We start from the raw sequence: 26,528 nt of genomic DNA, 5'->3' as shown, positions 1-26,528 counted from the left end.
CCTGACTCCGATATCAGCTCACCACAAAGTAGCAAAGCGACCCTCTGCCAGTATCCCAACCAACTAACTTATGTTAGTATTTACGGCTATACATCCAAAACTTGCCGTCAGGCATTACCATTATTCTCAGCGTATAGGGTGCTCTTGAATGACCACATTTACCAACCAACAATTGGTTTTGACCGCAATCGGAGAAGACCGATCTGGGATCGTCAGCGAACTAACTAAGCTGGTCAGTGAGTGTAATTGCAACATTATTGATAGCCGCATTGCGATTCTTGGGAATGAATTTACCTTCATTATGTTACTATCCGGCGATATGGCAGCCATTAGCCGGGTCGAGCACACCCTACCTACAAAAGGGATGGAATTGGGCTTGCTTACCATGATGAAACGTACAGCCAGCCATCAACAGAATGAATTCAGCGCCGGATACACCCTCGAATACAATGGCCTCGATGCGCCCGGTACCCTGAGTAAAGTTACACGCTTTTTTGCAGACCAAAACATCAGTATTTGTTCATTGAAGTCAGATACTTATGAAGAGAATGAAGCATTACATATGCGCTGTGAAATCGAAGTCAATATTCCCATTGAAGTAGATGCCGACGCGTTTAAAATACAATTTGAGCATCTCTCAAACTCACTAAATCTGGATTATATTTTTCGACGCATTCGTTAAGGAGCATCCTATGAATACGCTACAAGCAGGCGCTCAAGCCCCGCAATTTACCCTGGAAAACCAAAACGGTGAAAGCATTTCACTCAGTGCATTGCTGGAATCCAAGCAAGTGCTGGTCTATTTCTATCCAAAGGCACTGACACCAGGTTGCACGGTACAGGCAGAACAACTCAGAGATCACAAAGAACAATTGGCACAGTACAATACTGTGGCTGTGGGTATCAGTCCTGATCCGGTCAAAAAGCTAAAAAACTTCGAAACCAAAAAAGAGCTGAACTTTGATCTGCTATCCGATGAAGATCACGCTATTGCTGACGCATTTGGTGTGTGGGGATTAAAAAAGTTCATGGGTAAAGAATATGACGGGATCCACCGTATCAGCTTCCTGATAGGTCAGGATGGCACCGTCAAACACGTTTTCAACAAGTTTAAAACCAAAGAACATCACCAGGTCGTGATTGACTATCTGGCTACACAATAACAAAAAAAGGGGCTGTATTGAGCCCCTTTTTTACATTCTTCGCGCCTAAACCTTAGCTGCGCGCATCCAGCATTAAGCGTTTCATGTCTCTTACCGCTTTTTCCAGCCCGTCAATGGCTGCTCTGGCAATAATCGCATGGCCAATGTTGAGCTCATAAATTTCCGGGATCTCGGCAATGGGTTTTACGTTATGATAATGCAGACCATGCCCTGCGTTGACCACAATACCCAGACCATGCGCGTATTTAACACCAGTGCGGATCCGCTCCAGTTCAGCATGCATCGCAGCGTCTGACTCTGCATCAGCGTAGGCACCAGTGTGGATCTCGATATACGGTGCGCCAGTGTCTTTAGCAGCATCGATTTGCTGGGGATCTGCATCGATAAACAGAGATACTTTAATACCTGCATTTGCCAGCCGAGTCACAGCTTGAGTGACCTTTTCTTTATTCGCAACGACGTCAAGGCCACCTTCTGTGGTCAGCTCTTCGCGTTTTTCAGGGACCAGGCAAACGTATGCAGGCTTTACTTCACAGGCTATATCCAGCATCTCGTCTGTCACGGCAATTTCCAGGTTCATACGGGTCTGAACGGTTTTTGCCATCACATACACATCGCGGTCCTGAATATGACGACGATCCTCACGCAAGTGGATGGTAATACCATCTGCCCCGGCATGTTCAGCAACAGCCGCAGCATGTGCAGGATCCGGATAACTGGTGCCTCTCGCTTGGCGCAATGTGGCAATATGATCGACGTTTACGCCCAATAATATCTCTTTCATTGTTATTACCTTGATTGAAATAGCTCTCTGCTTTTCAGCGGTTTATGGCCAAGTAATGGCCTGAATAAATATCTGCTAAGACCCTTCGCCTGACGCCGTACCTGATCGTCAGTAAAATCGCGCTGGGCAATGTGGTGAAGCACTCGGCCTGAAAAGCCAATATGCGGATCATCTGTTCTGACAAACCCCAATTCCCGAGTATATTGGTAGTAAGCCCCCTCGACAATCGCCTCACCATCGGCATCACAGTCAAACTCAACACCAAACCCCAACTGCTCCAGCAATTGGAACTCAAAACTGCGTAACGTGAGCTCAAACGCGCTCCTGCGTGCATTTTCAGTCTGCTTGTGTAACTGCTGCAGATGGTGATGATACAGTGAAAATATCTCTTCAAGCGGCTCATTAACCGGGATTACCCGAGTACTTAGCTCGTTAAGGTAAAAGCCACAATACAAGACTTGCCCTTTCATTGCTAAAGGCTGAGTGTGCAGTTCAATATCGTTGAGGTACTTTAGATCATGACGACCGCTATAACGGACTAAGAGCAGGCTGAAAGGTTGAAGGTTTGCGTTGTGCCTGAGTGCCTGACGCCCTTTTATACGGGCCAGCATCATCAGCTGGCCCACTCCCTCGACAAGCATATTAAGCATCACCTGAGAATCACTATGTGGTCGGCGATGCAACAAATAGGCTTGTCGAAAGTCGTTGTTCAATTAGTCTTCCCCGTAGCCAAGACTACGCAGCGCCCTCTCATCATCTGCCCAGCCAGACTTCACTTTTACCCAGCATTCCAGAAATACTTTGTTGTCCAGCATCTCTTCCAAATCACGACGTGCTTCGCGACCGATCACCTTAAGCTTCTCACCCTTATTACCGATCACCATACGCTTTTGCGATTCACGCTCAACCAGGATCAATGCATTGATCTGCCACACCCCGTTGTCGAGCCACTTAAATTGCTCAATTTCAACGGTCACGGAATATGGCAACTCGTCGCCCATAAAACGCATCAGTTTCTCGCGGACAATCTCAGCGGCCAAAAAGCGCATTGAGCGGTCTGTAACATAATCATCAGGAAAGAAAAACTCGCATGCTGGCAGATGTTTATGTACTTCTGCTTTGACCATATCGACATTGCGGTTTTGCTTCGCCGAAATTGGAATGATCCCGACAAACTGGCCCTGCTCGGACAACCATTGAAGGTGTGGCATCAGTGCTTCACTTTTGTCTTTGACCTGATCACTTTTATTGATCACAACCAAAACCGGACGGCCACTGTCCTTAACCTTGTTCAGCACCATTTCATCATCTTTGGTCCACAAAGTGCCCTCAACAACGAAAATCACCAATTCAACGTCACCAATGGAGCTGGACGCTGCACGGTTCATCAATCGGTTAATGGCACGCTTTTCCTCACTGTGGAGTCCTGGTGTATCGACGTAGACCGCCTGATAGTTATCCTCAGTGTGGATACCCATGATACGGTGCCGGGTAGTTTGTGGTTTACGTGAAGTGATGCTGACCTTTTGTTCAACCAGCTTATTCAGTAACGTGGATTTACCAACGTTTGGTCGCCCGACAATCGCGACCATGCCACAATGGGTATTAGGAGTCATTCTTTAAAATCTTTAGTGCTTTTTCAGCGGCTTTTTGCTCGGCCTTACGACGAGAGCTGCCTACTGAGATAATACTTTCCATCCCTTCCACAATACACTCAACCGTAAAGGTCTGATTGTGTGCCTGTCCCTTGGTATCTATTACAGTATAACCGGGTAAGGGCAACTTGCGTGCCTGCAAGTACTCTTGCAACAGGGTTTTTGGGTCTTTTTGGTTGTGACCAGGAGAAATCGCAGCCAAACGCATGTCGTACCATTTTAATACCAGCGTCTTACAGGTCTCGATGTCTGAATCTAAAAACACCGCGCCAATAATCGCTTCGACCGCGTCTGCCAGAGTTGACTCACGACGATAACCGCCGCTTTTCAATTCACCCGGACCTAGTCTGAGATAATCGCCTAAGCCAAACTCAACACCGAACTCTGCCAGAGTCTGACCTCGTACCAGCGTAGAACGCATGCGGCTAAGATCACCTTCGCGCGCTTTAGGGAACTGCTTATACAAGGCATTGGCAATGACAAAGCTTAGTATCGAGTCGCCTAAAAACTCCAGACGTTCGTTGTGCTGCCCTTTGTGGCTACGATGAGTCATTGCCTGCTCAAGCAGGCTTTGATCCGAAAACTCGTAACCAATCTTTTTATATAATTCTGTGACGTTTTTTTTCATGCTACTGAATATTACCTAGGCGTTCAAAACGAACTCCTGTTGGAACCCAACCAGGCAAAATGCTGTTCGGGCCATTTTCAAAATCGAAACTCATCCAAATAAATACGGCTTTACCAACCAGGTTTTCTTTTGGTACAAAGCCCCACATACGGCTGTCCTGACTGTTGTTACGGTTGTCACCCATGGCGAAGTAGCTGCCCTCTGGTACAACCCATTCGTCACGTCGAGTGCCTGGCTGTTGATAATAGCGCTCGGTCAATTCGGGTAATTGAGGCGTCACAAGTACATCGTGAGTCACACCCGGCAGGCTCTCTGTCAGACGCACCATTTGCATTGCGCCATGTTTGAACTCATCGCGATTCACGATATCTAAATTAATTTTGTTGAATTCCCCGCATGCCAGACCATCACGTTGCTGTTCGCCATCATCACAGTGCGGCTTGATATAAAGCTGGCGGTCACGGTAAACGATACGGTCTCCTGGTAAGCCGACAATGCGCTTGATGAAGTCGATGCGCTCATCCAGCGGAAACTTAAAGACCGCGATATCACCGCGCTGAGGATCATTCACTTCTACCAGCTGACTGCGCCAAACCGGGTCTTTAATACCGTACGCGTATTTCTGTACTAATATAAAGTCACCGTCCAGCAGGGTTGGCATCATTGAACCAGACGGGATCTGGAAGGGTTCAAAAATAAATGAACGGAACACTGTAATTGCAGCAATCATCGGAAAGATAGATTTTGCGCTTTCAGTGATGGCAGGCACGGGTGCTATCTGCTCAATGACTTCCTGATCAAGCGGCTGCTCAGATGCGCCTTGTGCCAGAGCGATACGCTCTTTGCGCTTAGGCGCATACAGCAAGTGATCGATTAGCCAGATCAGGCCTGAACCAAGCGTCAACAACACCAAAAATACTGAAAAATAACCTGCCATAATAATTCCTGTTACTTACCTACTTTAAGAATCGCAAGGAAAGCATCTTGTGGCACTTCAACGTTACCCAGCTGCTTCATACGTTTCTTACCTTCTTTTTGCTTTTGCAGTAGTTTTTTCTTACGACTGACGTCACCACCATAACACTTCGCGATGACGTTTTTACGTAACTGTTTCACGGTTGTACGCGCAATCACGTGGTTACCTATCGCCGCCTGAATCGCAATATCAAACATTTGGCGTGGAATAAGCTCACGCAATGCGTCTGCCAACTGACGTCCGCGCCCTTGCGAGTTCTCACGGTGTGCAATAATCGCCAGAGCATCAACCCGATCGCCATTGATCAGAATGTCCACACGTACCATGTCGGAGGTCTGGAAACGCTTAAAGTTGTAGTCCAGAGAAGCAAATCCCCGGCTGGTCGACTTAAGCTTATCAAAGAAGTCCATTACCACTTCTGCCATTGGCAATTCATACGTCACCGCAACTTGCTTACCGTGGTAGCTCATCTTGGTCTGTACGCCGCGCTTTTCAACACACAGAGTAATGACATTGCCCAGATATTCTTGTGGCACAAGAATATTCGCCTCTACAATCGGCTCGCGGATCTCAATGATGTCGTTCACCGGTGGCAGATCTGACGGATTATCAATTTGGATCACGCCGTCCTTGGTTTCTACTTCGTAGACAACCGTCGGGGCCGTTGTGATCAGATCCATATCATATTCACGTTCCAGACGTTCCTGAATAATCTCCATGTGGAGCATGCCCAGGAAGCCACAACGGAAACCAAAGCCCAGTGCGGTTGAGTTCTCCGGCTCGAAGAACAAGGACGCATCATTGAGGCTCAGCTTGTTCAGTGCATCACGGAAGTTCTCATAATCGTCAGAGGAGATTGGGAACATACCCGCATAAACCTGTGGTTTAACACGCTTAAAGCCAGGCAGACGCTCTTTCGCTGGCTCTTTGGTCAGGGTGATAGTGTCACCCACCGGGGCACCATGAATATCCTTGATACCCGCAATAACGAAGCCTACTTCACCGGTTTTCAGTACACCGGTTTCTGTTTGTTTTGGCGTGAAAATACCGACTTTATCAGCAATGTGTGTCTGATCAGTCGACATAATCTTAATCTTGTCGCCACGGCGTAACTCACCATGCTTGATACGTACCAATGAGACAACGCCCTGATAAGAATCAAACCAGGAATCAATGATCAGCGCCTGCAGTGGTTGCTCTGGCTCACCCTCAGGCGGCGGCACGTCACGCACGATCATTTCCAGTACCTCATCGATACCGATACCGGTTTTAGCACTACATTGCACCGCTTCAAGCGCTTCAATGCCGACGATTTCTTCAATCTCTTCAGCAACGCGCAGAGGATCCGCTTGTGGCAAATCGATTTTGTTCAACACCGGGAGAACTTCCAGGTCCATTTCGATGGCGGTATAACAGTTTGCCAACGTCTGAGCTTCTACCCCCTGGCCTGCGTCAACGACCAACAAGGCACCTTCACAGGCAGCCAGTGAGCGAGATACTTCGTAGCTGAAGTCTACGTGTCCCGGCGTATCGATAAAGTTCAATTGATACGTTTCGCCATCATTAGCCTTATAGTTCAGTGTCACGCTCTGCGCTTTGATGGTGATCCCACGCTCTCGCTCAAGGTCCATCGAATCCAGCACCTGCTGCTGCATCTCGCGATCTGTTAAGCCGCCGCATACCTGGATTAAGCGGTCCGAAAGGGTCGATTTCCCGTGGTCGATGTGGGCAATAATTGAAAAGTTACGGATGTGCTTCATATACTGGATTCTAAACTTCTGTTTTTCACAAATAGAGATTAAACGCCGATTTTACAATTTATTTGGCGCAATCACCATCTATTTGCGTTAGGGGAAGGCTAATTGGATAAATTTTTATCACTTTAATGTCATGACGCAGTGCTTTCGTGCGTTGTTTGGCAAATTTAAAGCCAACCAAACCACCAATCACTGCGGACAGGATCTGCCAGGGCTCTGACGCGCCCAATATAAGGTGTGAGGTAAACGTGGCGATAAACGCCATTACCAGAGGTAACAGGTAAACCCAAAGTGCGTTCTCGACCACTTTGCTGTCATCCAGTGCCAGGGTCATTTTCTGGCCTACCTGAACTGATTCTTTGCACTCTATCGGTAACGCCTTTTTGTTACTGCCAAATAGTTTACTAAAAATTTGCGAGCCGCATTTGCCATTGCAGCCAGCACAGGCTGGTTTTTCCTCGGCAACCAGCCAGACTGTGCCGTGCTCAACACGGGAAACGGTGAGTGTTTGTTCTATCATAACGGTCGGGTTACCGACTCTGCGATGGCCTTTGCTGTCATCGTTGGGATCTTGCCAACCACCGACACATCAAATGCACCTGAATTATGTACATACACTGTCGTAGCACCCGAACTTAGAGCACCGCTGGCTCTTTGACCAGACAGAGGCCTTTGGACAAATACCGAAAACTCTACCAGGCCATCAGAAAACAAAAAGTAGTCTGCCAGTTCATTATTCAAATCAAGCTTATGCCGGTCTGACTTCAGTAGCTTGAAGCCGTCAGGCAACCAGCCAATTCGCCAATTGTTTTGCAGTTTTTGTGCGGTGTCATTTTGAGCCAGAGAAGCCAGCGGCATCGGAAAATCTTTACTGCTAAGCTCGACAAGCGGCTGAGCAGGTTGCTCAGTAACGCTAATGTGTGTCAGCTGAAGCTGTTCAAGCACTTCGCCCTGTTGAGTTACGTAGGCAGCTTTTAACAGCAATGCAGATTGAATATCAATCCACAACCAATAGTTGTATTTGTGCTCATCCTTAGAGACCAGGCGCACCAACTGTGCCGCCCTGTCAGCAATACGCTCTTTGCCACCCAGGACAAAATCATAGCTACTGGCGAGCGTACCCACTTCGCCGAACAGAATTTCCGGAATCGGCCCGGCAATCGCATCTGTCTCGATAGAATAGGGTTGCGTTTGAGGTTCAAAGTAGGTGACCTTGTTATCAACACGCACCACCTCAAGGCCAGCGCCATTCTGGCGGCTCAGTATTTCGAGTTCGCTGTTGTCGACTTTACCATGGAGCCAGCGGTAAGGTTCCATACCCTTGCCTTTCACTACCACAAATGATGCGTCAAAGTTACGCTCCTGTATGGCAGACGACATATCCGTTAGCAGCTGCTTTGCATTAATAATATCGCTGGCAACAACTTGGGCACTCAAGCCCACTCCAAGTAGTAACGCAAGCCACTTCATCTACTTCTTTTGTTCCTCTTTTTCTTCCTGTGCTTGTTGGGCCAGAGCATGCGCCATTCTGGACTGTCGCTGATGCTCAAGTACCAACGCACCAATACGTTGCTGTTGCAGTTCTCTCAGGCCTTTTTCTGCACTTTCCAAAGCTGGCTCTGACGACAAGCTAACTGGCGAAACTGAACCTGTTAATGGCGTTGATTGTAACACAGGAAAATCACTATTTGCTTGTTCCTGAGGGCTATAATTACTTACGCCCAGTACAGCAACCAGAGATACACTGGCGGCAATTGCCACCTGAGCCAGAGGTTTACGCCAACTGGACAGCGCAACTACCTTATTCTCAGCATTCTCCTGCCGGAATTCCTGTCCTGAGGTCTTTTCGCCATAGGTCGGCTCATCAGCAAGTGCATCAGCCAGGCTGGCAGTGATATCAATACAAGGCGCCTGATTTTGCTGGCTACGCATCGCGTCGCCAATCAGAGCATAACGGGCAAACTTTTCTGCATCGAACTGCGCCTGACTGGCATTATCCAGTGCCTGTTCGGCATCAAGTATACTGGATGTCACTTGCCCGTCTTTGACATTAAAGTTTGATTGCGTCATCTACTTATTACCTATGAGTGGGTTAATATTATTGTCAATGGCTTCTCGTGCCCTGAAAATCCGAGATCTGACTGTTCCTACCGGACAATCCATCACAACAGCAATTTCTTCATAGCTCATGCCCTCGATCTCTCGCAATGTGATCGCGGTTTTAAGATCATCGGGTAAAGACTCGATGGTTCTGAAAATCACCGCCTTAATCTCATCGCTTAGCAATAAGCTCTCCGGAGAAGCGTTGGACCTGAGCTGGTCAGCTCCGTCGTAAAATTCGGCCTCTTCAGCATCAACATCATTTGCCGGTGGCTTACGCCCCTGGGCTACTAAATAGTTCTTTGAGCAGTTAACCGCAATCCGATACAGCCAGGTATAAAATGCGCTGTCTCCCCGAAAATTGGGTAAAGCTCGATATGCCTTAATAAACGCTTCTTGCGCTACGTCAGCTACATCACCTGAATTAGACACATATCGCGAGATTAATGCGGCTACTTTGTTCTGATATTTGGCAACCAACAAATTGAACGCATTTTTATCTCCTTGCTGAACACGCCGAACTATTTCTAAATCTAAATCCTGCTCGCTCATTCGAGCCGGTACTCCTCTTTGTTATTACTTGTTTTTCACACACATTGTCGCGCATTGTTGCCATCTTTTACAGCTACTCTGACTAAGTGCTGAATAAAAAGTTCTGTTTTTTTGATATTTTTTTTAAAATACCCCGTATTGACACGTCATAAACGTATTCAGTGTGGAATATTCCAAGTACCTGCAACCCTGCGCTAAGCATAGCAGACTTATCAGAACACGCAGAATAAAAGGTTTAATTAGCTAAGACCCACTAACATGAAAGAACAAGTTCAACATCAAACCGATGTCATTATTGTCGGTAGCGGCGCAGCCGGGCTGAGCCTGGCTCTGTCTTTGGCAAACACCTGCCGCGTCACGGTACTCAGTAAAGGCGACCTTCGTGAAGGCTCCACCTTGTATGCTCAGGGCGGCATTGCTGCGGTGTTTGACAAGAAAAACGACAGTATAGAGTCTCACGTTGATGACACCCTGGCTGCAGGCGCGGGCCTGTGTGACAGAGAAGCCGTTCATTACACCGCCTCAAATGCGAAGCAATGCCTGAAGTGGTTGATTGAACAGGGCGTTCCGTTTGACATGGAGTTCGATAGTAAAGGGCGGGAACGTTTCCACCTGACACGCGAAGGAGGCCATAGCCATCGACGTATACTTCATGCAGCTGATGCAACGGGTAAAGCCGTGCAGTCGACACTGATCGAACGTGTTCAGGAGCACCCCAACATACTCCTGCTGGAACAATACAATGCAATTGACCTGATCACGCATGGCGCACAAGAGCAAAAAGTCGCGCATGGGCTCTATGTCTACAATCGCCGCGCTAACCAGGTCGAAACCGTCACCGCTAAGTTTGTCGCCCTTGCGACGGGCGGTGCCAGTAAAGTGTACCTCTATACATCGAACCCGGACGTTTCCAGTGGCGATGGCATTGCGATGGCTTGGCGAGCGGGTTGCCGGGTTGCGAATATGGAATTCAATCAATTTCATCCAACCAGTCTTTATCACCCTGAATTACAGAACTTCCTTATCACCGAAGCTATGCGTGGCGAAGGAGCATTACTGAGGCGCCCGGATGGCACACGCTTTATGCCGGATTTCGATGACAGGGAAGAGCTGGCCCCTCGTGACGTTGTTGCCCGAGCGATCGACTATGAAATGAAGCGTCTGGGGGCCAACTGCGTCTATCTGGATATCTCTCATAAAGACAAAGACTTTATCATTGAACACTTTCCGACCATATACGCCAAGTGCCTCAGTGTAGGGCTGGATATCACCAAAGAGCCTATCCCAGTCGTTCCTGCCGCACATTACACCTGCGGTGGCGTCATGACCGACTTCAACGGTCTGACGGACATTAGCAACCTCTACGCTATCGGGGAAGTGGCCTACACTGGATTACATGGGGCCAATCGAATGGCGAGTAATTCATTGTTGGAGTGCATTGTATTTGCCCATGCTGCAGCGAAAGACATCCTTGCTAAGCTGGATACACAACCGTTGCCACCTGCACAGCCAGACTGGGATGAAAGTCAGGTCAGTGATTCAGACGAAGAAGTGGTGATCACCCATAACTGGCACGAACTTAGACTGTTTATGTGGGATTATGTCGGCATTGTACGCTCAACCAAGCGACTGGAACGTGCACTTCGCAGAGTGGAATTATTACAACAGGAAATCCAGGAGTACTACTCCCACTTCAGAGTCAGTAATAACCTGCTAGAGCTTCGAAATCTGGTGCAGGTAGCAGAGTTAATTATTCGTAGTGCACTGAACAGAAAGGAAAGCAGAGGGCTGCATTACACACTGGATTTTCCGCAAAGCGCAGACACAACCAAACCAACGATATTGACTCCCAGTAAAATCAAACGTTGATATTGATGCCTGAGGATATCGCCTTGCACCAATGACTCAGGCCATCTCAAATACATGCCGGCACAAGTGTCGCCAATGCTCTTCTTTCATTGCATGGCGCATAATGCCGATATGCCGGGTTCGCTGCTCAGTTTTAACGGTTAATAATAGCGCGCAATGAAAATAGACCTGTGCAGCTTTTACCTGCCCCTGCCATTGTTGCTGGCCTCCGGACACTATCACTGTCATATGCTCAGGCAACAGTCCCAGATGGCCTGTTGAAATGAAGTATTGATGTGCACGATGCCTGGCACAGGCATATCCTAACAAGCAAGTCCCGATATGCCACCACCACAGTGCTGGCGCGACCACACTCAAAGCCAGCGCCAGACAGCAAAAGAAGACCACAAAGACTTTGTGGTCAGGTGTATTGTGTTCGAAATAAAAGCTAAGCGCGGACTCGGTCAAGAACGAATTTCACCATAGCATCCAGCTCGGGATACGGACATGCTTCATGACCCATAAACCAGGCAAACAAATCGGGATCTTCGACTTCCAATAATCTTTGGAACACCAGCTTATCCTGCTCTGATAGCTGATCATACGCCTCATCAACAAAAGGCTCCAGCAAAATATCCAGCTCCAGCATGCCACGGCGACATGCCCATTTTGTGCGGGCCTTTGAATACAACTCAGCCATAATTTCCACATACCCCTAAATTTTATTATGTCACAGCAATTATAACGTATCCTGAGGTGCCCGTTAACTGTTCGAATAAACAATAATCGTGTCTTTCGCGCCTATCTCGAATGCGATATTTACGGTAACATTAGGTAATTTCTTCAACAAGGATCAATAAGATGGCACAAGCAAATGCATATCCTCTTTCTTTACAATTGATCTCTGTGAGCGGCTCCGAAAAGTTGAGTTACCTGCACGGTCAGGTCACCCAGGATCTCAATCTGCTGACGGATGATACTTTCCTGTGGGCCGGACACTGCAGTCCTAAAGGCAAATTGTGGGCGACACTCAGGCTAAGTAAGTTAGATGACCAATATCTGCTGTTGGGTTCAAAAGCGGAGACAGAAGCATCCTGCCGGGAGCTGAAAAAATACGGCGTATTCGCGAAGGTCGATATTGATATTACACACCACCAAGTCATTGGCGTGTTAACCGATGAGATGACAGAAACCTGTGAGCTGTTGGGGCTGACGTTTGCGCAGCAGGCTAATGCTTGTACGTTTGATGGCAAAAATAAGGCGCTAAAGCTAGACAATCAGCGTTTAATCCTGATTGTTGAACATGGCTATGCGCTGCCACAGGGTATTGCCCTGCACACAGACCCAACGCCATTTGAAGCCGCGTCAATTTTGGCCGGTGAGCCACAACTAAGTGAGAGCAGTATTGATGAATATGTGCCGCAAATGGTTAACCTTCAGGCACTGGGCGCAATCAGCTTCAAAAAAGGCTGCTATACTGGGCAGGAGACAGTAGCCCGGATGCGTTATTTGGGCAAAAACAAGCGAGCTTTGTATATTGTAAAAGGCCAGGCTGCAGCTCACCCACAAGAATCTGAGTTGGAAATACAATTAGATGGAGATAACTGGCGTCGTGCAGGCAAAGTACTTCATCAGGCCTACGACAGTGCAAGCCAGGACTATTATGCGCTGGCAGTGATGGCCAATGATTTAACTGAATCATCAGTTTTGCGTGCTAAAACGCACCCGGAAGTCCAGCTGACATTGCAGCCACTTCCGTACTCTTTAGAAGACAATTAAGCGGATAGATTATGAAAATTGCCCCAAATACCGTTGTGAAAATGCATTATGCGGTGCTGGACAACGACGACAATAGCATAGACAACACCTTCGATGATGAACCACTCGAGTTTATCATCGGCACGGGTTACTTAATCTCGGGTCTGGAAGAAGCCCTGATCAACAAACAAACGGGTGACAAATTCAGCGTTACCGTTGAACCACAAAATGGCTACGGCGAACGCCACGATAACCTGATGCAGGCGGTACCAAAAAGCATGTTTGAGGATATGGAAGTTGAAGTAGGTATGCAATTTCGTGCTACCACAGACGAAGGCGAGCAAACTGTCATTGTAATTGGTGTTGAAGGTGAAGACGTCATCGTTGATGGTAACCATCCCCTTGCAGGTATCACACTGAACTTTGATGTTGAAATTCTGGAAGTGCGTGAGGCGACATCAGAAGAACTGGCCCATGGGCATGTTCACAGCGAGGGCGACTGCGGCCACCAGCACTAATACCAATTTTACTTGTACCAATCGGCATTAAGACCAGAATACTTGTTCAATTTGAAGGAACACTTAATTTAGACGATTGGAATTTGACTACAAAAAAGCGCCTACTTGGCGCTTTTTTCAACTTCCTCAAGGGCTGCAAGTATACCACTCTGATCATTCGTACCAATGCGATATTTAGACCCATCGGCCAGTACAAACTCAATGGCTTTAAAACCATGTGCAGCGTACACCCAGCCATCATGAGTGATCTTTACGCCAATCCCATGGCGGAATGAATTTGTTACCGCGGAAAATGATTGCAGCTCATTCACTTTGACTGTCTTTTTCAGGATCCCCGGGCCAAACCACCAGCTGACCGTCCGCTGTTCTTTGTTGACTTCAAGCGTTAATCCATAAAACAAATAGCCGATCAGGGCGAGTATGCCGATGAAACCATACAGCAGTGTGTTATGGCCCAACAAAAATATCGCAAGTGCGACAAAAGTGGCAAACCACGTAAGAAACATCCAAATTATCCAGGACCATTGGGTCTTTTTGTACATCAGCTAAACCACCTTAATTAAAACTATAAACAAGTGTGACACCAACTTCGCTATCCACTTTCTCTTTGTCTTCTTCTGGCTGAGAGTGATATCGAAAGGTATAGGCCACCTTCATGGACACACCGCCCATTACCTGACTGATCAGTGCTGTTTCAGATAAAATACGCGCCCCGAGACCCGACAGTGATCTTTCATAGCTAACATCCTGATTAAAACGAGTGCGCTTAGATACAGTTCGCTCCCACTGCAATGCGGCTCGCAGCAAATGACCTCTTTCAACGCGTTCTTGATCTGGTTCTAGCTCCGTCTCATCTTCGCGTCGATACATAGACAGACCCGGTCCGATGTCTAAGTCGACCGTATTCTTTCGTCCTTCAAAGATGCGATTACCATAACCAACTGCAAATGTTGTGGTATATTCTCGACCGTTAAACTTGTCGACCTCGTAATCCCCATAAACAAATAGCGAAGTATTCTTCTGCCCTATTTTATAATTGCCCTGCGCTGACAGGAAGTAACGAGAAGCTGTTTCATCTTCAAGGTTGGTGTCCGGATCAACTTCACGGCGATACATGCCATCGACCTTAAACTGGTTGCGCCAGTACTTAAAATCCTGATACAGATTGCTCTTAAGTTTAAACGCGGTATTACTGGTATTACCGCGATTGAGCAACACACCAAACTCTACATCACCATATAAAAACTCACCTTCGTGCAGAGCGTGGATCTCTTCATCTGACAGCTCACCATATTTATGAAAATCTTCGAATGGATCGACAGCAAGTGCGTTCACGCTGAACAAGAATCCAGCGCAGTATAGGAAAAAAAGGGTGTACTTCACTGAGCTGGTTTCTCTTACTGCTTCCAAACTATGTGGCAAAACGGGGCATCTAAATCACGGCTGATCAGTATTTTGGCAAACATCACATCACCTTGCTCCGTTTCCAGACCTACGGCAACCTGAACAAAATGTTCGGCTTCCGTCTCCTGTTCATACGCCACCAGCGACGCCCAACTCTCATCAGGAACACTGTCTTCAATATATCCCAGCTCTTCACTGTGGGCATTGAATAGCTCAATGTCCTCGACTGTAAGATTATCAGGGGCAAGCTCTAAGAAAATATCATAGGCTTGCTGGCTCACTTCTTCGATGGAACTTAAACGTGCAGACATTACATCACCTCGCCTGTCAAAATTGAGGGGTATAGTAGCAAATTGCAAATTTGCAAAGCTACGGCTTTTAGTTAGTTTTAACAAAAATACCGCTCAGTTACATGAAAATAGCCAATTTGCTATCCAGTCTGCACACTAATTACCACTGGCACCGCTAAAGTAATTACTCTATGCTTGCCCTGCAAGCTGTCAGAATAATAATGATGTGCGAAAGAAGGAAAAACACATGGTCCAGTTAGAGACAATTGATGGTATCGCCTGGGTTACCCTCGACAGACCCGAAAAACAGAATGCTTTGTCTTATGACATGTTCAAACAGTTGGATAACATCATCCGCAAACTAAAACGCAATCGTCAATTGCGTGCTGTTGTACTCCAAGGTCAGGGGCAGCACTTTTGTTCTGGCCTGGATGTGGGCGCTGTCATGAACAAGCCAGCTAACATTTTATCGCTATTGTTTAAATGGTTACCAGGCAATGCCAATCTTGTGCAACGAGTCGCACTGGGGTGGCGTGCACTGCCGGTGCCCGTGTTTGCCCTGGTGCGTGGGAATTGTCTGGGCGGCGGATTGCATATTGCACTCGGCGCCGATTACCGCATTGCAGCGCCAGATGCTCGATTTGCCATTATGGAATCACGCTGGGGCCTGTGTCCGGATATGAGTACTAGCATACTGCTGCCGGGTATATTAAATCATGATCAGGCGCTTTGGCTGGCTTCTAACCCACAACGCATTGATGCCGAACAAGCCCGCGAGTTGGGGTTAATCACACAAGTCAGCGACGATCCATTGCTCGCCATCCAACAACGTCTCACCCAGGTGAGGGCTATTTCTCCGGATGCTCTGGCCGCCATCAAACACTTATATAACACCGCCTATCATCCCCGGCGCCGAAAACTGCTGTGGCAGGAGACCTGGTTTCAGATTAAGTTGCTACTGTCAAAAAACACACGAATTGCCATGCACAACGGTCGTCATACGGAGCAGCCCAGGCCATTTGACCAGCGCAAAAAATGGTAAGAAAGTCGCATTGTGAGCGATACAATTGCCACCGAGAATGACATTAGATTTAATCTCTTGAGTGTCCCTTATGATGATTACTCTGCGATTTATCGCATCCCTTAGCATTCTTATCGGGTGCCTCTGGGCTGCCAGGCTGCTCACAGCTGCACTGGCTTTAAGTTTACCTGCTCCTCTGTTGGGCATGTTGCTGTTATTTGGTTTATTGCAATCAGGCATACTTAAAAGTAAATACTTACTTCCATCTTGCGGCCCAATATTAAAATACATGGCACTATTTTTTATACCCGCAGGGGTCGGCCTTATCAGTTATCTGGAGGTGTTTAGCCAAAATGCCTGGCTGCTGGTGAGTGTCCTGATCCTGGTACCCGTACTGGGCCTCTTACTGACAGGTAAACTGGCAAGTCTGGGCAGATACCATGATTAATCTACTTTTGGGTTGCACTTTTACTCTGGTGTTATTTGCCCTTATGCGACGGGTAAATCAAAGCTGGCACTCTCCCCTGTTTAATCCCGTGTTGTTATGCATTTTGATTATCAGCACTACGCTGCTATCTGGCGATATCGATTACATTGACTATCGTAATGCCACTAAGCCTGTCAGCTTCTTTCTTGAAGTCGCGGTGGTTGCACTTGCTCTGCCCCTTTACCAACAACTCCACACCATTCGTCCATACCTGTTGCTCATTAGTCTCAGTAGCTTTATCGGGATCACCTGTGCAACACTGATTGCCTTTTGCCTTTGTCAGTTATTTAGCGCCCCCGGTACACTCACAGCGTCTTTAATGGCCCTGTCAGTCACCACACCTATCACGCTTATTGTGACTGATTCACTCAGTGGTTTTCCCGGGATAGCCGCCATCATGGTGATCCTGATTGGTGTGCTGGGAGGCGTTTTCGGCTTGTCGTTGTTCACCCTTGCAGGCGTAACCAAACCGCAGGCTAAAGGCATAGCTTTGGGCGTGGCCTGCCATGCAATTGGTACCGCTGCAGCCATGGAACATCACCCGGCAGCAGGTGCCTTTGCTTCTGCCGCGATGATAATCAGTGCGGTCATCACCGCAAGCTGGGTACCAATGCTTTTTACACTGTTACAAGGCATAATCAGCTAAACTGAGACAAATGATAACAATCATCAAAAAATAAGCTGAAATGCCCGCCTCGTTTCAGCAATGCAGGAGCACAGTATGATAGAGCAAGAAATAGCACAAATCGAACATTACTATGTGCTGATCCGGGATTATCTGGTGACTTATAGTATGCAATTGTTAGGCGCCTTAGTGATCCTGCTCCTTGGCTTATGGCTCGCGAAAAAGCTGGCGAAAGGCACAGAGAGCCTGATGCTCAGACACAATATCGACGTTACCCTGACAAATTTCGTCAGCAATGTAGTCAAGGTGCTGATTATTATAATGTTTACCATCATTGCACTGGGTAAAATTGGCATCAGTGTTACCCCATTTGTAGCAGCAATCGGTGCCGCCTCACTCGGTGCCGGCCTGGCTGTCCAGGGGATGTTATCTAATTATGGTTCTGGATTAGCGATTATTGCCACTCGTCCGTTTGTAGTCGGTGACACCATTGCCGTCAAAGGGGTCTGCGGTCAGGTAAAAAGTATCGAGCTGGGCCACACAATCCTGGTCAATGAAGAAAAGGTCGAGATCACCATTCCTAACAAGCATATTATTGGCGAAATAATGCAAAATTCCTTTGCGCACTCACTGGTCAAAGGAGAAATTGGTATCGCTTACAGCGCCAGCACAGACAGAGCCATAACCATCATCAATGAAATTTTATCGCATAACGACGCTGTGGCCGACACCCCGCAAGCTCAGGTTGGCATAGAAGCGTTTGGCGACAGTGCCGTTATCATTAGCTACCGCTACTGGGTACCCACGACACAGATAATCGAACATAAACTGGCTATTAATGGCGCTATTTATGCCGCGATCCAGGCTGCTGACATAGACATTCCGTTCCCACAGCGGGTCGTCACCCTCAAAGAGAAGCCTGCTTCCGCAGATTGATCCTGGTTGTTTTTCACTCTATGCTGTCAATGTTTTGTTTACAAAACATACAACACAACATGTAGAACGGAGTGATTTATGAACACAAAAAAATTAGTGACACTATGCTGTGCCGCTGGTCTGCAGCTCATCGCTGTGCACAGCTGGGCGCAGGCCGATACCGCCAACTATGACTGCAGCGCGCTCGCCGAATGGTCCAGTTCAACGGTGTACCGCAAAGGGGATCAGGTGCGTGCTCAGGCTCAAGCTTATGAGGCAAAATGGTTCAATCAAAATGAGCGACCCGCGAATAATTCCGATACCTTTGACGTATGGCGACAACTTGGCCAGTGCATCAGCGGCAACGCCCCGGTGGTTACCCTGGTAAGCCCCCAGGATGGTGCTGTGCTGAACAAAAATGACAGCGCTGTTTTTTCTGCAAATGCCAGTGATCAGGATGGCGATCTCGCCCAGGTTGAGTTTTTTGTCAACGACATCAGCGTCGGTATACTCAGCCAGCCTCCTTATCAGCTTACCTGGTCTGCACAGCTGGGCATGCACACAGTGAGCGCAGTGGCAGTAGACGCCAAAGGAAACCTCAGTACACCTGCAACAGCTGGTATTACGGTGCGAGATGACAACGGCAATGTACCACCCGCTCTCACCATTGATACACCGACAAACAACCAAGCATTTAAAGTTGGCGATACAGTTAGCCTTGCTGTGCAGGCCACTGACACCGATGGCCAGGTTGTGCAGGTCGAAATGTGGCGAGATGCTCAGCGTTTGACAACACTCAGTACCCCACCTTTTCGCCATGATTTTGTGACCGTGAGTGCCGGCAACAAACAGCTCAGAGTCATTGCACAAGATGACAAAGGCGCAACCGCAGAAGCCAGTGTGACCATTGAGGTGAGCGCTGCAAGCTCAGGTGGCTGCGCAGGTCTGAGCACTTATCGAGCTGGTCAAAGCTATCAAAGTGGTGAGCAGGTAGCACACAATAATCGCAAATATCGCTGCGACATCGCTGGCTGGTGCAGCTCCAGTGCTGCCTGGGCCTACGAGCCCGGCACAGGTCAACACTGGCAGGACGCCTGGAGCGATTTGGGGATCTGTGCGATCGCGCCCGACATTAGCTTTACTCAGCCTAACGATAATGCCACTTTGCTGCGTAACCAGCCTACACAGATTGCTGTCAGTGCCTCCGATGCCGACGGGACTATCTCGCAATTAGAATTATTTGCTGGTCAAACCTTACTTGGCAGCACCGCACAAAATACACTGACTGTTGAGTGGACCCCAGGCAACACCGGGCCCGTTACTCTCAGTGCCGTTGCAACCGATAACGAGAGCAATCAGAGCCAACAAACTATCCAGGTCACGGTCACAGATCAACCATTGGTCGTTGATTTAACCGCCCCGACTGCGGGAACTCAATATGTACTGGGTAATATAATCACTATCAAAGCCAATGCTCAGGCGCTCAGCGGTCAGATCTCGATAATCGATTTTTATGCCAACGGGGTAAAAGTTGGCAGTGATACCCAGGCACCTTATGAGTTTAACTACGCGCCAGCAACAGTTGGACAACACAGTATCTATGCAACCGCGACCAGCACATCGGGAGATACAGCAAGCAGCCCGGCCGCCACTGTCACTGTCATTACACCACCGGTTGGCAAAACCCATAAACTCATAGGCTACTGGCACAACTTTGTTAATCCGGCTGGCTGCCCTATTCCATTGGATCAGATCTCCGACGCTTGGGACATCATTGACATTGCCTTTGCAGAAAACGACCGGTCTTCTAACGGTACAGTGCACTTCAAACCATTTGAAAAAGACATTCGCTCCAATTGCCCTCCCATTGAACCGGTTAAATTTAAAACCGATATGCAAGCATTACAGGCGCAGGGCAAAGTGTTTGTCCTCAGTCTGGGTGGTGCCGAAGGGACTATCACATTAAACACCGACGCCGATGAAGCCAACTTTGTCAGCAGTCTTACTGCAATCATTCAGGAGTGGGGGTTTGATGGTCTGGATATTGACCTGGAAAGTGGCTCTAATTTGTTGCATGGCTCACAAATACAAGCCCGCCTGCCCAGAGCAATTAAGCAGATAGAGCAGAATATCGGTGGTGATATGGTGCTCACCATGGCGCCGGAACATCCTTACGTTCATGGCGGCATGATAGCCTACTCCGGCATTTGGGGCGCATACATTCCATTGATCAACGAACTCAGAGACACGCTGGACTTACTGCATGTGCAGCTCTACAACAATGGAGGACTGCCCAACCCATACGAGCCAGGCAGCGCACCGGAAGGCTCAGTCAATATGATGGTCGCACACGCCAAAATGCTGATTGAAGGGTTCGACCTGGCCGATGGTAGCCGCTTTATGCCGCTTAGGGATGATCAGGTTGCCATTGGCCTGCCATCCGGCCCGCAATCCGCCAATTCTGGTCAGGCTCCCATTGCCAATATCATCGCGGCGCTGGATTGCCTCACCAAAGGCACCCAATGCGGTACCATAGTGCCCAGTCATAACTACCCTGCTTTTGGGGGCGTTATGACCTGGTCTATCAACTGGGATAAATTCGATGGCTACAACTTCTCAGTGCCTGTTGGTAACAAGCTCACTGAAATGAATCAGGGTCGATAAACACCTAATCACAGGGTAACGGCGACCTCCTGCCCGTTACCCTCCTTCCGTTTTTTTTCTTGGCATTTTGCCGCTGGCAGAGTGGCATAATTAACGCTAAGGTGAGGGTTATCCGATTAGCACCCATTTTAGTCAAGGAGATCACATGAGTAACAACACCTATACGCCTCCCAAGGTGTGGACACACCAGCCCAGTAGCGATAATAAATGGGCCAATATTAATAGCCCTGAATCAGGTGCCAGATATGAACAGGCACTGCCTGTCGGCACACACCCTTTACAGCTTTACTCGCTTGGTACACCAAACGGCCAAAAGGTGACTATTTTGCTGGAAGAATTGCTGGCCCTTGGGGTAGCCGAAGCCGAATACGATGCACACCTGGTCAATATTGGAGAGGCTGAACAATTCTCGTCTGGTTTTGTTGCCGTCAATCCAAACTCTAAAATTCCCGCTCTGGTCGATAAATCAGGTGAAACAGAGGTCAATGTCTTTGAATCTGCATCTATCCTCGTTTATTTGGCCGAAAAGTTTGGTCAGTTTCTCCCGTCTTCAGGAGTACAAAGAACAGACACCCTGAACTGGTTATTCTGGGCACAAGGCTCAGCCCCATTTTTGGGCGGCGGGTTTGGCCACTTTTACGCCTATGCGGACGACAAACAGGAATACCCCATCAACCGCTTTGCTATGGAAGTCAAGCGCCAGCTGGATGTATTAGACAAACAGCTGGCACACCACCAATATGTTGCAGGCGATCACTACAGTATTGCCGATATGGCTATCTGGCCCTGGTATGGCAATCTTGCCCTGGGCAAACTCTATGATGCCGGCGAGTTTTTACAGGTTGAGCAGTATACGCATGTGGTACGCTGGGCTAAACAGATTGAATCTCGCCCGGCCGTACAACGTGGCAGAATAGTCAACCGGACCTTTGGCGAACCACAAGAGCAACTCCCCGAGCGCCACAGTGCAGCAGATATTGACGCAGTACTGAACCAGTAAACGTATTTTCAGGGCAAGCGCGGGACTCTCGCGCCCTTGCCTTTTTAATCCCTTGCCATCCCTTTTTCCGGATGCGCCGGCTCCTGACGTGCAATGTAATAAAAGCAATCCCTCAGAGTACGTGACAACCCCCAGCAATCAAATATAAATGACAATCATTTTTATTTGTGTTTTCATGTATTGATTAAATACCTATGCCCGTGGCCGTACCATACGTTACTGACGAGGAGCCCTTTATGCTGCAATCTTATCCTGCATTGAATGACACCACCAGCTTGCTTGAAAATGCACTCACCCCATGGCAAACAGCAATCACCCAAGGCAACCAGGCTTTTGAAAACCAGTCATTTTATTTAGCAAGAGATCAGTATCACAGTGCCCTCTATCTGGTTAGCAATTTAATTGAGTATTTTACTCATCAATACGATAGCCAGCTTCAGGAAGAAGCACTGGCACACTGCTGTCCAGCTTTTGTTGTGGCTGCACATAATCTGGCCGACTGCTATCTCGCCCTCTCAGAACCACACAAAGCTTGTGAACAGCTTATCAATGCGCACCTCAGTCTTACCCGGCTTTGTGATCATGCCAATCCTCAGATAGCGCTGATTGCAATGCGCCATTGCCTGAGAACACGCGCGGAATTAATGCGATTTATTTCTTCCCATGAGGCGCACACCACCTTAGTTAGCCGGGCTACTCAGGTACTGGATGCACCACATTCAACGACTCATTTTCATTAACCAAAAGGAGAGAAGTATGGCGTTTACTCTGCCTGCATTACCTTATGCCTATGGGGCACTCGAACCGCATATCGATAGTAAAACGATGGAAATTCATCATACCTTGCATCATCAGACGTATGTCAGCAAAGCCAATGCTGCACTCGCAGGGAGCGAGTTTGAGGGTCAATCAAGCATCGAATTGCTCACCCATATTCGCGATCTGCCCGAACCGCTGCGCAGCGCCGTGCGTGACCACGTCGGCGGTCACAATAACCACTCACTATTCTGGGAGATCATGTCACCACAGGGTGGACACTTGCATCAGGGCACGCTATCCGACGCGATTAACCATGCATTTGGTGACTTTGAGGCCTTTAAAGCCCAGTTTACACAGGCCGCTGTCAGCCGCTTTGGCAGTGGCTGGGCCTGGCTGGTGGTAAACGATCAGAAGCGCCTTGAGGTAACCAGTTCACTGAATCAGGACAGTCCGTTCATGGACGGGCTGACGCCTATTTTGGGCTTGGATGTCTGGGAACACGCATATTATCTGAAATATCAAAACCGCAGACCTGAGTATATTGAAGCATTTTATAAAGTGATCCACTGGCAGGAAGTGGAACGCCGCTTTATCGCCGCCGTTGAATAAGCCACATAGACAAAAAAGCCAACGTAAGAACGCTGGCTTTTTTACCGGTGGCGCAGTTAAGGTTTTTGCGCCGCAATTGGCCCGTACGACAAATCAACATGCGGGTTCTGCCCGCGCTGCCTGAGCAGATGATCCATCAATGTGATTGCCATCATGGCTTCTGCAATGGGAATAGCTCGGATCCCAACACACGGATCGTGACGGCCTTTGGTGATCATTTCTACCGACTCATTCTGGGTATTAATACTCTGACCCGGTATAGTGATACTTGAGGTCGGCTTGAGTGCGATAGAGGCAATGATATCCTGCCCGGTTGATATCCCCGCCAGCACACCTCCAGCGTGATTGCTGGTAAACCCCTCAGGGGTAAGCTCATCACGGTGCTCTGAGCCCTTCTGCTCAACCACATCAAACCCGTCACCAATCTCCACGCCTTTTACAGCATTGATACTCATCAGAGAATGTGCGAGCTCCGCATCCAGTCTGTCGAAAACCGGTTCGCCCAGACCGACGGGGACGCCTTTTGCAACCACTTTCACTTTTGCACCCACAGAGTCCCCTTGCTTTTTAAGATCGCGCATATAGTCATCCAGCGCGTCCAGCTTAGAGGCATCGGGGAAAAAGAACGGGTTTTGCTCAACTTGCTGCCAGTCAAATTGCTCAGCTTTGATTGGCCCCAATTGAGAAAGACAGGCATGGATCTCAACGCCATGCACTTGCTTCAGGTATTTTTTGGCAATCCCCCCAGCTGCAACGCGGATCGCCGTCTCTCTGGCTGAAGAACGTCCGCCCCCGCGATAATCACGATGGCCATATTTATGCCAGTAGCTATAGTCACCATGACCAGGGCGGAAAACATCTTTGATTTTACTGTAATCTTTGGAACGTTGATCGGTATTCTCAATCAACAAACCAATACTGGTTCCGGTTGTTTTCCCTTCAAACACCCCAGAGAGTATTTTGATTTCATCTCCCTCTCGGCGTTGAGTCGTATAACGGCTCTGCCCGGGTTTGCGTCTGTCCAGATCAACCTGTAAATCCGCTTCGTCCAGTTCAAGCCCTGCCGGGACACCATCCACTACGCCACCCAGTGCGACGCCGTGGCTTTCTCCAAAGGTCGTTACCCTGAATAGTTGGCCTATGCTATTGCCTGCCATTGATTTTCCTCATTCCAAAAAACACCATTACGCTTCCCTGACCACAGGAAAACGCTTAGTCGTTGAAGTAATCCAGTAACTGTTTTTTACTGATCACAAACACGCCCAGTCCGCCGCGTTCGAATTCCAGCCAGGTAAACGGCGCGCCGGGATAAAGCGCTTCCATATGTACCATAGAATTACCCACCTCGACAAATAACAGGCCGTCCTCGGTAAGGTGTGCAGCCGCTTCTTGTAACAAGGTACGTGTCACATCCAGACCATCTTCTCCAGAAGCCAGACCCAACTCTGGCTCATGATGAAACTCTTCTGGCAGGTCGGCCATATCTTCGGCATCGACATAAGGCGGGTTCGCAACAATCAGGTCATACTGTTGGCCAGGCACACCACTAAACACATCGGACTGGATAGCAAATACCTGATCCTGAACCTGATGATCGTTGATGTTTATTTCTGCAACGGCCAAAGCATCAAAAGAAATGTCCACCGCGTCAACCTGAGCCTGTTCAAATGCTTTTGCAAGTGCAATTGCAATACACCCGGAGCCAGTACACATGTCCAGAATACGAGTGACTTTTTCCGGCGACGCGAGCCAGGGTCTGAACTGAGCTTCGATCAGTTCAGCAAAAGGCGAACGTGGTACCAATACGCGCTCATCGACATAGAAAGGCAGCCCAGAGAACCAGGCCTGATTTGTCAGGTAAGCAACGGGAATGCGCTCATCGATACGCAGTCGAAGGTACTCGACCAGCCTGACTTTTTCGCTGTGTGTGAGCCGTGCGCTGGTGAGCTCTCTGGGCGCGTCAACGGGCAAATTGAGCAAAGGTAATACCAAACTTACCGCTTCATCCCACGGGTTGTCGGTACCATGGCCAAAAAACACACCATTGCCAGCAAACTGACTGACCGTCCAGCGTAACCAATCCTGAATGGTTACTAAATCCTGATAGGCTTCTTCAGCCATCGCCTGAGAAATAACAGAGTCACTCATGAGTTGTTCTCACTACTAATTGCATGGCGGCATTGTAACGGTTTTTAAGCTAGGTTTTTACGCTTTTTTTCTTTAAAATGTCGCCATGAACACAGATAAACCAAACTCACAACTGCCAGACGACGATTTTGCTCTGTTTCGAGAAGCAATATCAGGTACCAGTCAGTTCAAACAAGATACAGTGCAGCAAGCAAGACGCCAGACACGCTTCAAGGGTGAAGTAATCGCCGAGCAAAAGAAGCAGCATCAGGCCGAATTCTACTTTTCGGACGAATATGTCCCGGACATAGACACCCATGGCACGGTAAATTACGTGCGTCCGGGCGCCGACAAGTACCTCGCCAAGCAACTGCGCCGCGGTGATTATGCACCAGAGCTTATTCTTGATATGCATGGCATGAACAAAGAAACGGCTAAAGACGAGCTGGCAGCCTTGATCCATGCCTGTAAAAAACAGCATGTTGCCTGCGCCTGCGTGGTACATGGTATTGGTGAGCGCGTACTAAAACACAAAGTACCTCAGTACCTGGTCCAGCATCCGGATATACTGGCTATGCATCAGGCTCCGCTTGAGTATGGCGGCAAAGGCGCTGTGCTGATACTGGTGGACCTGCCACAAAGTATGGAGTTTCGCCGCTAATCGCAATAAGGGCAGCAGGCCACAGACACGCCGCTGTCCATTACACCAGATCTATCGCTGATGGCGGTATTGGCGCTTCCCTGCGCCATCTGTGTTCTGAGCGCTCTTTCCTCCTGCTCTATCATCCAACCGACAACACACCATCGATAGTTTGTTTTAACACCCTGCTCACCAAGCTAGCGACACGGTAACAAATACGTTATATTGCCAGTTAATCTGACTATTTA

The 26,528-nt window shown here is 48.4% G+C and carries 32 protein-coding genes; 14 read left to right on the top strand and 18 right to left on the bottom strand.

Going from position 1 to position 26,528, the window contains the following annotated elements:
• Nucleotides 1-148: 148 nt before the first annotated feature.
• On the top strand, nt 149-682 hold the full coding sequence (locus NH568_RS01380; protein WP_253044098.1) for an ACT domain-containing protein: 534 nt from the start codon (nt 149-151) through the stop codon (nt 680-682).
• A 10-nt stretch (nt 683-692) separates the two neighbouring features.
• On the top strand, nt 693-1,163 hold the full coding sequence (gene bcp / locus NH568_RS01375) for a thioredoxin-dependent thiol peroxidase (RefSeq protein ID WP_253044097.1): 471 nt from the start codon (nt 693-695) through the stop codon (nt 1,161-1,163).
• Between the two features lie 52 nt (nt 1,164-1,215).
• Here bcp and pdxJ read toward each other — a convergent pair whose 3' ends face one another.
• The 10 genes from pdxJ to rpoE are packed head-to-tail and all read right to left on the bottom strand — an operon-like array spanning nt 1,216 to nt 9,615.
• Nucleotides 1,216-1,947 carry a pyridoxine 5'-phosphate synthase gene (pdxJ, locus tag NH568_RS01370; RefSeq protein WP_253044095.1) on the bottom strand — a complete coding sequence of 244 codons (732 nt, stop codon included), beginning with the start codon at nt 1,945-1,947 and terminating at the stop codon, nt 1,216-1,218.
• 5 nt (nt 1,948-1,952) lie between these two features.
• Entirely contained in the window at nt 1,953-2,660 is a 708-nt protein-coding gene (gene recO, locus NH568_RS01365) for a DNA repair protein RecO (protein ID WP_253044093.1), read from the bottom strand.
• Complete coding sequence (gene era / locus NH568_RS01360; protein ID WP_054014049.1) at nt 2,661-3,563, bottom strand: GTPase Era; 903 nt, start codon at nt 3,561-3,563, stop codon at nt 2,661-2,663.
• A complete protein-coding gene (gene rnc / locus NH568_RS01355; RefSeq protein WP_253044090.1) occupies nt 3,553-4,230 on the bottom strand; it encodes a ribonuclease III in 678 nt (225 codons plus the stop codon). Before rnc ends, era begins: the two co-directional genes overlap by 11 nt.
• A gap of 1 nt (nt 4,231) precedes the next feature.
• Complete coding sequence (gene lepB, locus NH568_RS01350) at nt 4,232-5,167, bottom strand: signal peptidase I (RefSeq protein ID WP_253044087.1); 936 nt, start codon at nt 5,165-5,167, stop codon at nt 4,232-4,234.
• An 11-nt stretch (nt 5,168-5,178) separates the two neighbouring features.
• Nucleotides 5,179-6,966 carry a translation elongation factor 4 gene (lepA, locus tag NH568_RS01345; protein WP_138544393.1) on the bottom strand — a complete coding sequence of 596 codons (1,788 nt, stop codon included), beginning with the start codon at nt 6,964-6,966 and terminating at the stop codon, nt 5,179-5,181.
• 58 nt (nt 6,967-7,024) lie between these two features.
• Nucleotides 7,025-7,483 carry a SoxR reducing system RseC family protein gene (locus NH568_RS01340; protein WP_253044085.1) on the bottom strand — a complete coding sequence of 153 codons (459 nt, stop codon included), beginning with the start codon at nt 7,481-7,483 and terminating at the stop codon, nt 7,025-7,027.
• Nucleotides 7,480-8,433 carry a MucB/RseB C-terminal domain-containing protein gene (locus NH568_RS01335; RefSeq protein ID WP_253044081.1) on the bottom strand — a complete coding sequence of 318 codons (954 nt, stop codon included), beginning with the start codon at nt 8,431-8,433 and terminating at the stop codon, nt 7,480-7,482. Before NH568_RS01335 ends, NH568_RS01340 begins: the two co-directional genes overlap by 4 nt.
• Nucleotides 8,434-9,033: an anti sigma-E factor RseA C-terminal domain-containing protein gene (locus tag NH568_RS01330; protein WP_253044078.1), complete on the bottom strand. Its 600-nt coding sequence runs from the start codon at nt 9,031-9,033 to the stop codon at nt 8,434-8,436.
• Nucleotides 9,034-9,615, bottom strand: a complete 582-nt coding sequence (gene rpoE / locus NH568_RS01325; RefSeq protein ID WP_054014054.1) for an RNA polymerase sigma factor RpoE — start codon at nt 9,613-9,615, stop codon at nt 9,034-9,036.
• Nucleotides 9,616-9,873: 258 nt separating this feature from the next.
• Between rpoE and nadB the strand changes: the two genes are divergently transcribed.
• The gene (nadB, locus tag NH568_RS01320) at nt 9,874-11,484 is read left to right on the top strand and encodes an L-aspartate oxidase (RefSeq protein ID WP_253044077.1); all 1,611 of its coding nucleotides are present in this window, start codon (nt 9,874-9,876) and stop codon (nt 11,482-11,484) included.
• 36 nt (nt 11,485-11,520) lie between these two features.
• Here the strand turns inward: nadB and NH568_RS01315 are convergent, their stop codons facing one another.
• Both NH568_RS01315 and NH568_RS01310 read right to left on the bottom strand, forming a co-directional pair.
• Nucleotides 11,521-11,931, bottom strand: a complete 411-nt coding sequence (locus NH568_RS01315; RefSeq protein ID WP_253044076.1) for a protein YgfX — start codon at nt 11,929-11,931, stop codon at nt 11,521-11,523.
• Entirely contained in the window at nt 11,912-12,163 is a 252-nt protein-coding gene (locus tag NH568_RS01310; RefSeq protein ID WP_046006778.1) for a succinate dehydrogenase assembly factor 2, read from the bottom strand. The genes NH568_RS01315 and NH568_RS01310 overlap by 20 nt, the downstream gene beginning before the upstream one ends.
• Before the next feature lie 161 nt (nt 12,164-12,324).
• On the opposite strand from NH568_RS01310, the gene NH568_RS01305 reads away from it, so the two are divergent.
• Together NH568_RS01305 and NH568_RS01300 are read left to right on the top strand one after the other, a co-directional pair.
• Nucleotides 12,325-13,242, top strand: a complete 918-nt coding sequence (locus NH568_RS01305; protein ID WP_253044075.1) for a transcriptional regulator — start codon at nt 12,325-12,327, stop codon at nt 13,240-13,242.
• Nucleotides 13,243-13,253: 11 nt separating this feature from the next.
• On the top strand, nt 13,254-13,739 hold the full coding sequence (locus NH568_RS01300) for a peptidylprolyl isomerase (protein WP_253044074.1): 486 nt from the start codon (nt 13,254-13,256) through the stop codon (nt 13,737-13,739).
• Nucleotides 13,740-13,840: 101 nt separating this feature from the next.
• Here the strand turns inward: NH568_RS01300 and NH568_RS01295 are convergent, their stop codons facing one another.
• From NH568_RS01295 to NH568_RS01285, 3 genes are read right to left on the bottom strand one after another with little or no spacing between them, the layout of a single operon-like run.
• Nucleotides 13,841-14,245, bottom strand: a complete 405-nt coding sequence (locus tag NH568_RS01295) for a hypothetical protein (protein ID WP_253044071.1) — start codon at nt 14,243-14,245, stop codon at nt 13,841-13,843.
• Nucleotides 14,246-14,294: 49 nt separating this feature from the next.
• On the bottom strand, nt 14,295-15,122 hold the full coding sequence (locus NH568_RS01290; protein ID WP_253044069.1) for a DUF481 domain-containing protein: 828 nt from the start codon (nt 15,120-15,122) through the stop codon (nt 14,295-14,297).
• Nucleotides 15,123-15,136: 14 nt separating this feature from the next.
• Nucleotides 15,137-15,454 carry a DUF440 family protein gene (locus tag NH568_RS01285; RefSeq protein WP_253044066.1) on the bottom strand — a complete coding sequence of 106 codons (318 nt, stop codon included), beginning with the start codon at nt 15,452-15,454 and terminating at the stop codon, nt 15,137-15,139.
• A 226-nt stretch (nt 15,455-15,680) separates the two neighbouring features.
• On the opposite strand from NH568_RS01285, the gene NH568_RS01280 reads away from it, so the two are divergent.
• The 8 genes from NH568_RS01280 (at nt 15,681) to NH568_RS01245 (ending at nt 23,513) form a co-directional block, all read left to right on the top strand.
• Complete coding sequence (locus NH568_RS01280) at nt 15,681-16,475, top strand: crotonase/enoyl-CoA hydratase family protein (protein WP_253044063.1); 795 nt, start codon at nt 15,681-15,683, stop codon at nt 16,473-16,475.
• Between the two features lie 70 nt (nt 16,476-16,545).
• A complete protein-coding gene (locus tag NH568_RS01275; RefSeq protein ID WP_366040545.1) occupies nt 16,546-16,902 on the top strand; it encodes a CidA/LrgA family protein in 357 nt (118 codons plus the stop codon).
• Nucleotides 16,895-17,587: an LrgB family protein gene (locus tag NH568_RS01270; protein WP_253044059.1), complete on the top strand. Its 693-nt coding sequence runs from the start codon at nt 16,895-16,897 to the stop codon at nt 17,585-17,587. The genes NH568_RS01275 and NH568_RS01270 overlap by 8 nt, the downstream gene beginning before the upstream one ends.
• A 75-nt stretch (nt 17,588-17,662) precedes the next feature.
• A complete protein-coding gene (locus tag NH568_RS01265) occupies nt 17,663-18,502 on the top strand; it encodes a mechanosensitive ion channel family protein (protein ID WP_253044057.1) in 840 nt (279 codons plus the stop codon).
• A gap of 78 nt (nt 18,503-18,580) precedes the next feature.
• Nucleotides 18,581-21,145 carry an Ig-like domain-containing protein gene (locus NH568_RS01260; protein WP_253044056.1) on the top strand — a complete coding sequence of 855 codons (2,565 nt, stop codon included), beginning with the start codon at nt 18,581-18,583 and terminating at the stop codon, nt 21,143-21,145.
• A gap of 145 nt (nt 21,146-21,290) precedes the next feature.
• The gene (yghU, locus tag NH568_RS01255) at nt 21,291-22,145 is read left to right on the top strand and encodes a glutathione-dependent disulfide-bond oxidoreductase (protein WP_253044053.1); all 855 of its coding nucleotides are present in this window, start codon (nt 21,291-21,293) and stop codon (nt 22,143-22,145) included.
• Between the two features lie 236 nt (nt 22,146-22,381).
• Nucleotides 22,382-22,885, top strand: a complete 504-nt coding sequence (locus NH568_RS01250; RefSeq protein ID WP_253044050.1) for a hypothetical protein — start codon at nt 22,382-22,384, stop codon at nt 22,883-22,885.
• Nucleotides 22,886-22,901: 16 nt separating this feature from the next.
• Complete coding sequence (locus tag NH568_RS01245) at nt 22,902-23,513, top strand: superoxide dismutase (RefSeq protein ID WP_253044048.1); 612 nt, start codon at nt 22,902-22,904, stop codon at nt 23,511-23,513.
• A gap of 56 nt (nt 23,514-23,569) precedes the next feature.
• Here NH568_RS01245 and aroC read toward each other — a convergent pair whose 3' ends face one another.
• On the bottom strand, nt 23,570-24,670 hold the full coding sequence (gene aroC, locus NH568_RS01240) for a chorismate synthase (protein WP_253044045.1): 1,101 nt from the start codon (nt 24,668-24,670) through the stop codon (nt 23,570-23,572).
• Between the two features lie 55 nt (nt 24,671-24,725).
• Nucleotides 24,726-25,661, bottom strand: coding sequence for a 50S ribosomal protein L3 N(5)-glutamine methyltransferase (gene prmB / locus NH568_RS01235; protein ID WP_253044042.1), 936 nt, complete (start codon nt 25,659-25,661; stop codon nt 24,726-24,728).
• Between the two features lie 85 nt (nt 25,662-25,746).
• Here prmB and smrB point away from each other — a divergent pair, with 85 nt between their 5' ends.
• The gene (gene smrB, locus NH568_RS01230; protein ID WP_253044038.1) at nt 25,747-26,301 is read left to right on the top strand and encodes an endonuclease SmrB; all 555 of its coding nucleotides are present in this window, start codon (nt 25,747-25,749) and stop codon (nt 26,299-26,301) included.
• On the opposite strand, the gene NH568_RS23900 is transcribed toward smrB, so the two are convergent.
• Nucleotides 26,298-26,426 carry a hypothetical protein gene (locus NH568_RS23900; RefSeq protein ID WP_290444056.1) on the bottom strand — a complete coding sequence of 43 codons (129 nt, stop codon included), beginning with the start codon at nt 26,424-26,426 and terminating at the stop codon, nt 26,298-26,300. The two genes, smrB and NH568_RS23900, sit on opposite strands and share 4 nt — an antisense overlap.
• Between the last annotated feature and the right edge of the window lie 102 nt (nt 26,427-26,528).

The organism is Pseudoalteromonas sp. XMcav2-N, assembly GCF_024124545.1.
Taxonomy (GTDB): domain Bacteria; phylum Pseudomonadota; class Gammaproteobacteria; order Enterobacterales; family Alteromonadaceae; genus Pseudoalteromonas.
The sequence above is the reverse complement of the archived record's forward strand: the minus strand, read 5'-3'. Positions and strand labels throughout refer to the sequence as shown.

What these genes read in the sequence shown, in the direction of transcription:
- NH568_RS01380 (WP_253044098.1), top strand. Translation starts at nt 149, where the DNA reads ATGACCACATTTACCAACCAACAATTGGTTTTGACCGCAATCGGAGAA.
- bcp (WP_253044097.1), top strand. Translation starts at nt 693, where the DNA reads ATGAATACGCTACAAGCAGGCGCTCAAGCCCCGCAATTTACCCTGGAA.
- pdxJ (WP_253044095.1), bottom strand. Translation starts at nt 1,947, where the DNA reads ATGAAAGAGATATTATTGGGCGTAAACGTCGATCATATTGCCACATTG.
- era (WP_054014049.1), bottom strand. Translation starts at nt 3,563, where the DNA reads ATGACTCCTAATACCCATTGTGGCATGGTCGCGATTGTCGGGCGACCA.
- rnc (WP_253044090.1), bottom strand. Translation starts at nt 4,230, where the DNA reads ATGAAAAAAAACGTCACAGAATTATATAAAAAGATTGGTTACGAGTTT.
- lepB (WP_253044087.1), bottom strand. Translation starts at nt 5,167, where the DNA reads ATGGCAGGTTATTTTTCAGTATTTTTGGTGTTGTTGACGCTTGGTTCA.
- lepA (WP_138544393.1), bottom strand. Translation starts at nt 6,966, where the DNA reads ATGAAGCACATCCGTAACTTTTCAATTATTGCCCACATCGACCACGGG.
- NH568_RS01340 (WP_253044085.1), bottom strand. Translation starts at nt 7,483, where the DNA reads ATGATAGAACAAACACTCACCGTTTCCCGTGTTGAGCACGGCACAGTC.
- NH568_RS01335 (WP_253044081.1), bottom strand. Translation starts at nt 8,433, where the DNA reads ATGAAGTGGCTTGCGTTACTACTTGGAGTGGGCTTGAGTGCCCAAGTT.
- NH568_RS01330 (WP_253044078.1), bottom strand. Translation starts at nt 9,033, where the DNA reads ATGACGCAATCAAACTTTAATGTCAAAGACGGGCAAGTGACATCCAGT.
- rpoE (WP_054014054.1), bottom strand. Translation starts at nt 9,615, where the DNA reads ATGAGCGAGCAGGATTTAGATTTAGAAATAGTTCGGCGTGTTCAGCAA.
- nadB (WP_253044077.1), top strand. Translation starts at nt 9,874, where the DNA reads ATGAAAGAACAAGTTCAACATCAAACCGATGTCATTATTGTCGGTAGC.
- NH568_RS01310 (WP_046006778.1), bottom strand. Translation starts at nt 12,163, where the DNA reads ATGGCTGAGTTGTATTCAAAGGCCCGCACAAAATGGGCATGTCGCCGT.
- NH568_RS01305 (WP_253044075.1), top strand. Translation starts at nt 12,325, where the DNA reads ATGGCACAAGCAAATGCATATCCTCTTTCTTTACAATTGATCTCTGTG.
- NH568_RS01300 (WP_253044074.1), top strand. Translation starts at nt 13,254, where the DNA reads ATGAAAATTGCCCCAAATACCGTTGTGAAAATGCATTATGCGGTGCTG.
- NH568_RS01295 (WP_253044071.1), bottom strand. Translation starts at nt 14,245, where the DNA reads ATGTTTCTTACGTGGTTTGCCACTTTTGTCGCACTTGCGATATTTTTG.
- NH568_RS01285 (WP_253044066.1), bottom strand. Translation starts at nt 15,454, where the DNA reads ATGTCTGCACGTTTAAGTTCCATCGAAGAAGTGAGCCAGCAAGCCTAT.
- NH568_RS01280 (WP_253044063.1), top strand. Translation starts at nt 15,681, where the DNA reads ATGGTCCAGTTAGAGACAATTGATGGTATCGCCTGGGTTACCCTCGAC.
- NH568_RS01275 (WP_366040545.1), top strand. Translation starts at nt 16,546, where the DNA reads ATGATGATTACTCTGCGATTTATCGCATCCCTTAGCATTCTTATCGGG.
- NH568_RS01270 (WP_253044059.1), top strand. Translation starts at nt 16,895, where the DNA reads ATGATTAATCTACTTTTGGGTTGCACTTTTACTCTGGTGTTATTTGCC.
- NH568_RS01265 (WP_253044057.1), top strand. Translation starts at nt 17,663, where the DNA reads ATGATAGAGCAAGAAATAGCACAAATCGAACATTACTATGTGCTGATC.
- NH568_RS01260 (WP_253044056.1), top strand. Translation starts at nt 18,581, where the DNA reads ATGAACACAAAAAAATTAGTGACACTATGCTGTGCCGCTGGTCTGCAG.
- yghU (WP_253044053.1), top strand. Translation starts at nt 21,291, where the DNA reads ATGAGTAACAACACCTATACGCCTCCCAAGGTGTGGACACACCAGCCC.
- NH568_RS01250 (WP_253044050.1), top strand. Translation starts at nt 22,382, where the DNA reads ATGCTGCAATCTTATCCTGCATTGAATGACACCACCAGCTTGCTTGAA.
- NH568_RS01245 (WP_253044048.1), top strand. Translation starts at nt 22,902, where the DNA reads ATGGCGTTTACTCTGCCTGCATTACCTTATGCCTATGGGGCACTCGAA.
- aroC (WP_253044045.1), bottom strand. Translation starts at nt 24,670, where the DNA reads ATGGCAGGCAATAGCATAGGCCAACTATTCAGGGTAACGACCTTTGGA.
- prmB (WP_253044042.1), bottom strand. Translation starts at nt 25,661, where the DNA reads ATGAGTGACTCTGTTATTTCTCAGGCGATGGCTGAAGAAGCCTATCAG.
- smrB (WP_253044038.1), top strand. Translation starts at nt 25,747, where the DNA reads ATGAACACAGATAAACCAAACTCACAACTGCCAGACGACGATTTTGCT.
- NH568_RS23900 (WP_290444056.1), bottom strand. Translation starts at nt 26,426, where the DNA reads ATGATAGAGCAGGAGGAAAGAGCGCTCAGAACACAGATGGCGCAGGGA.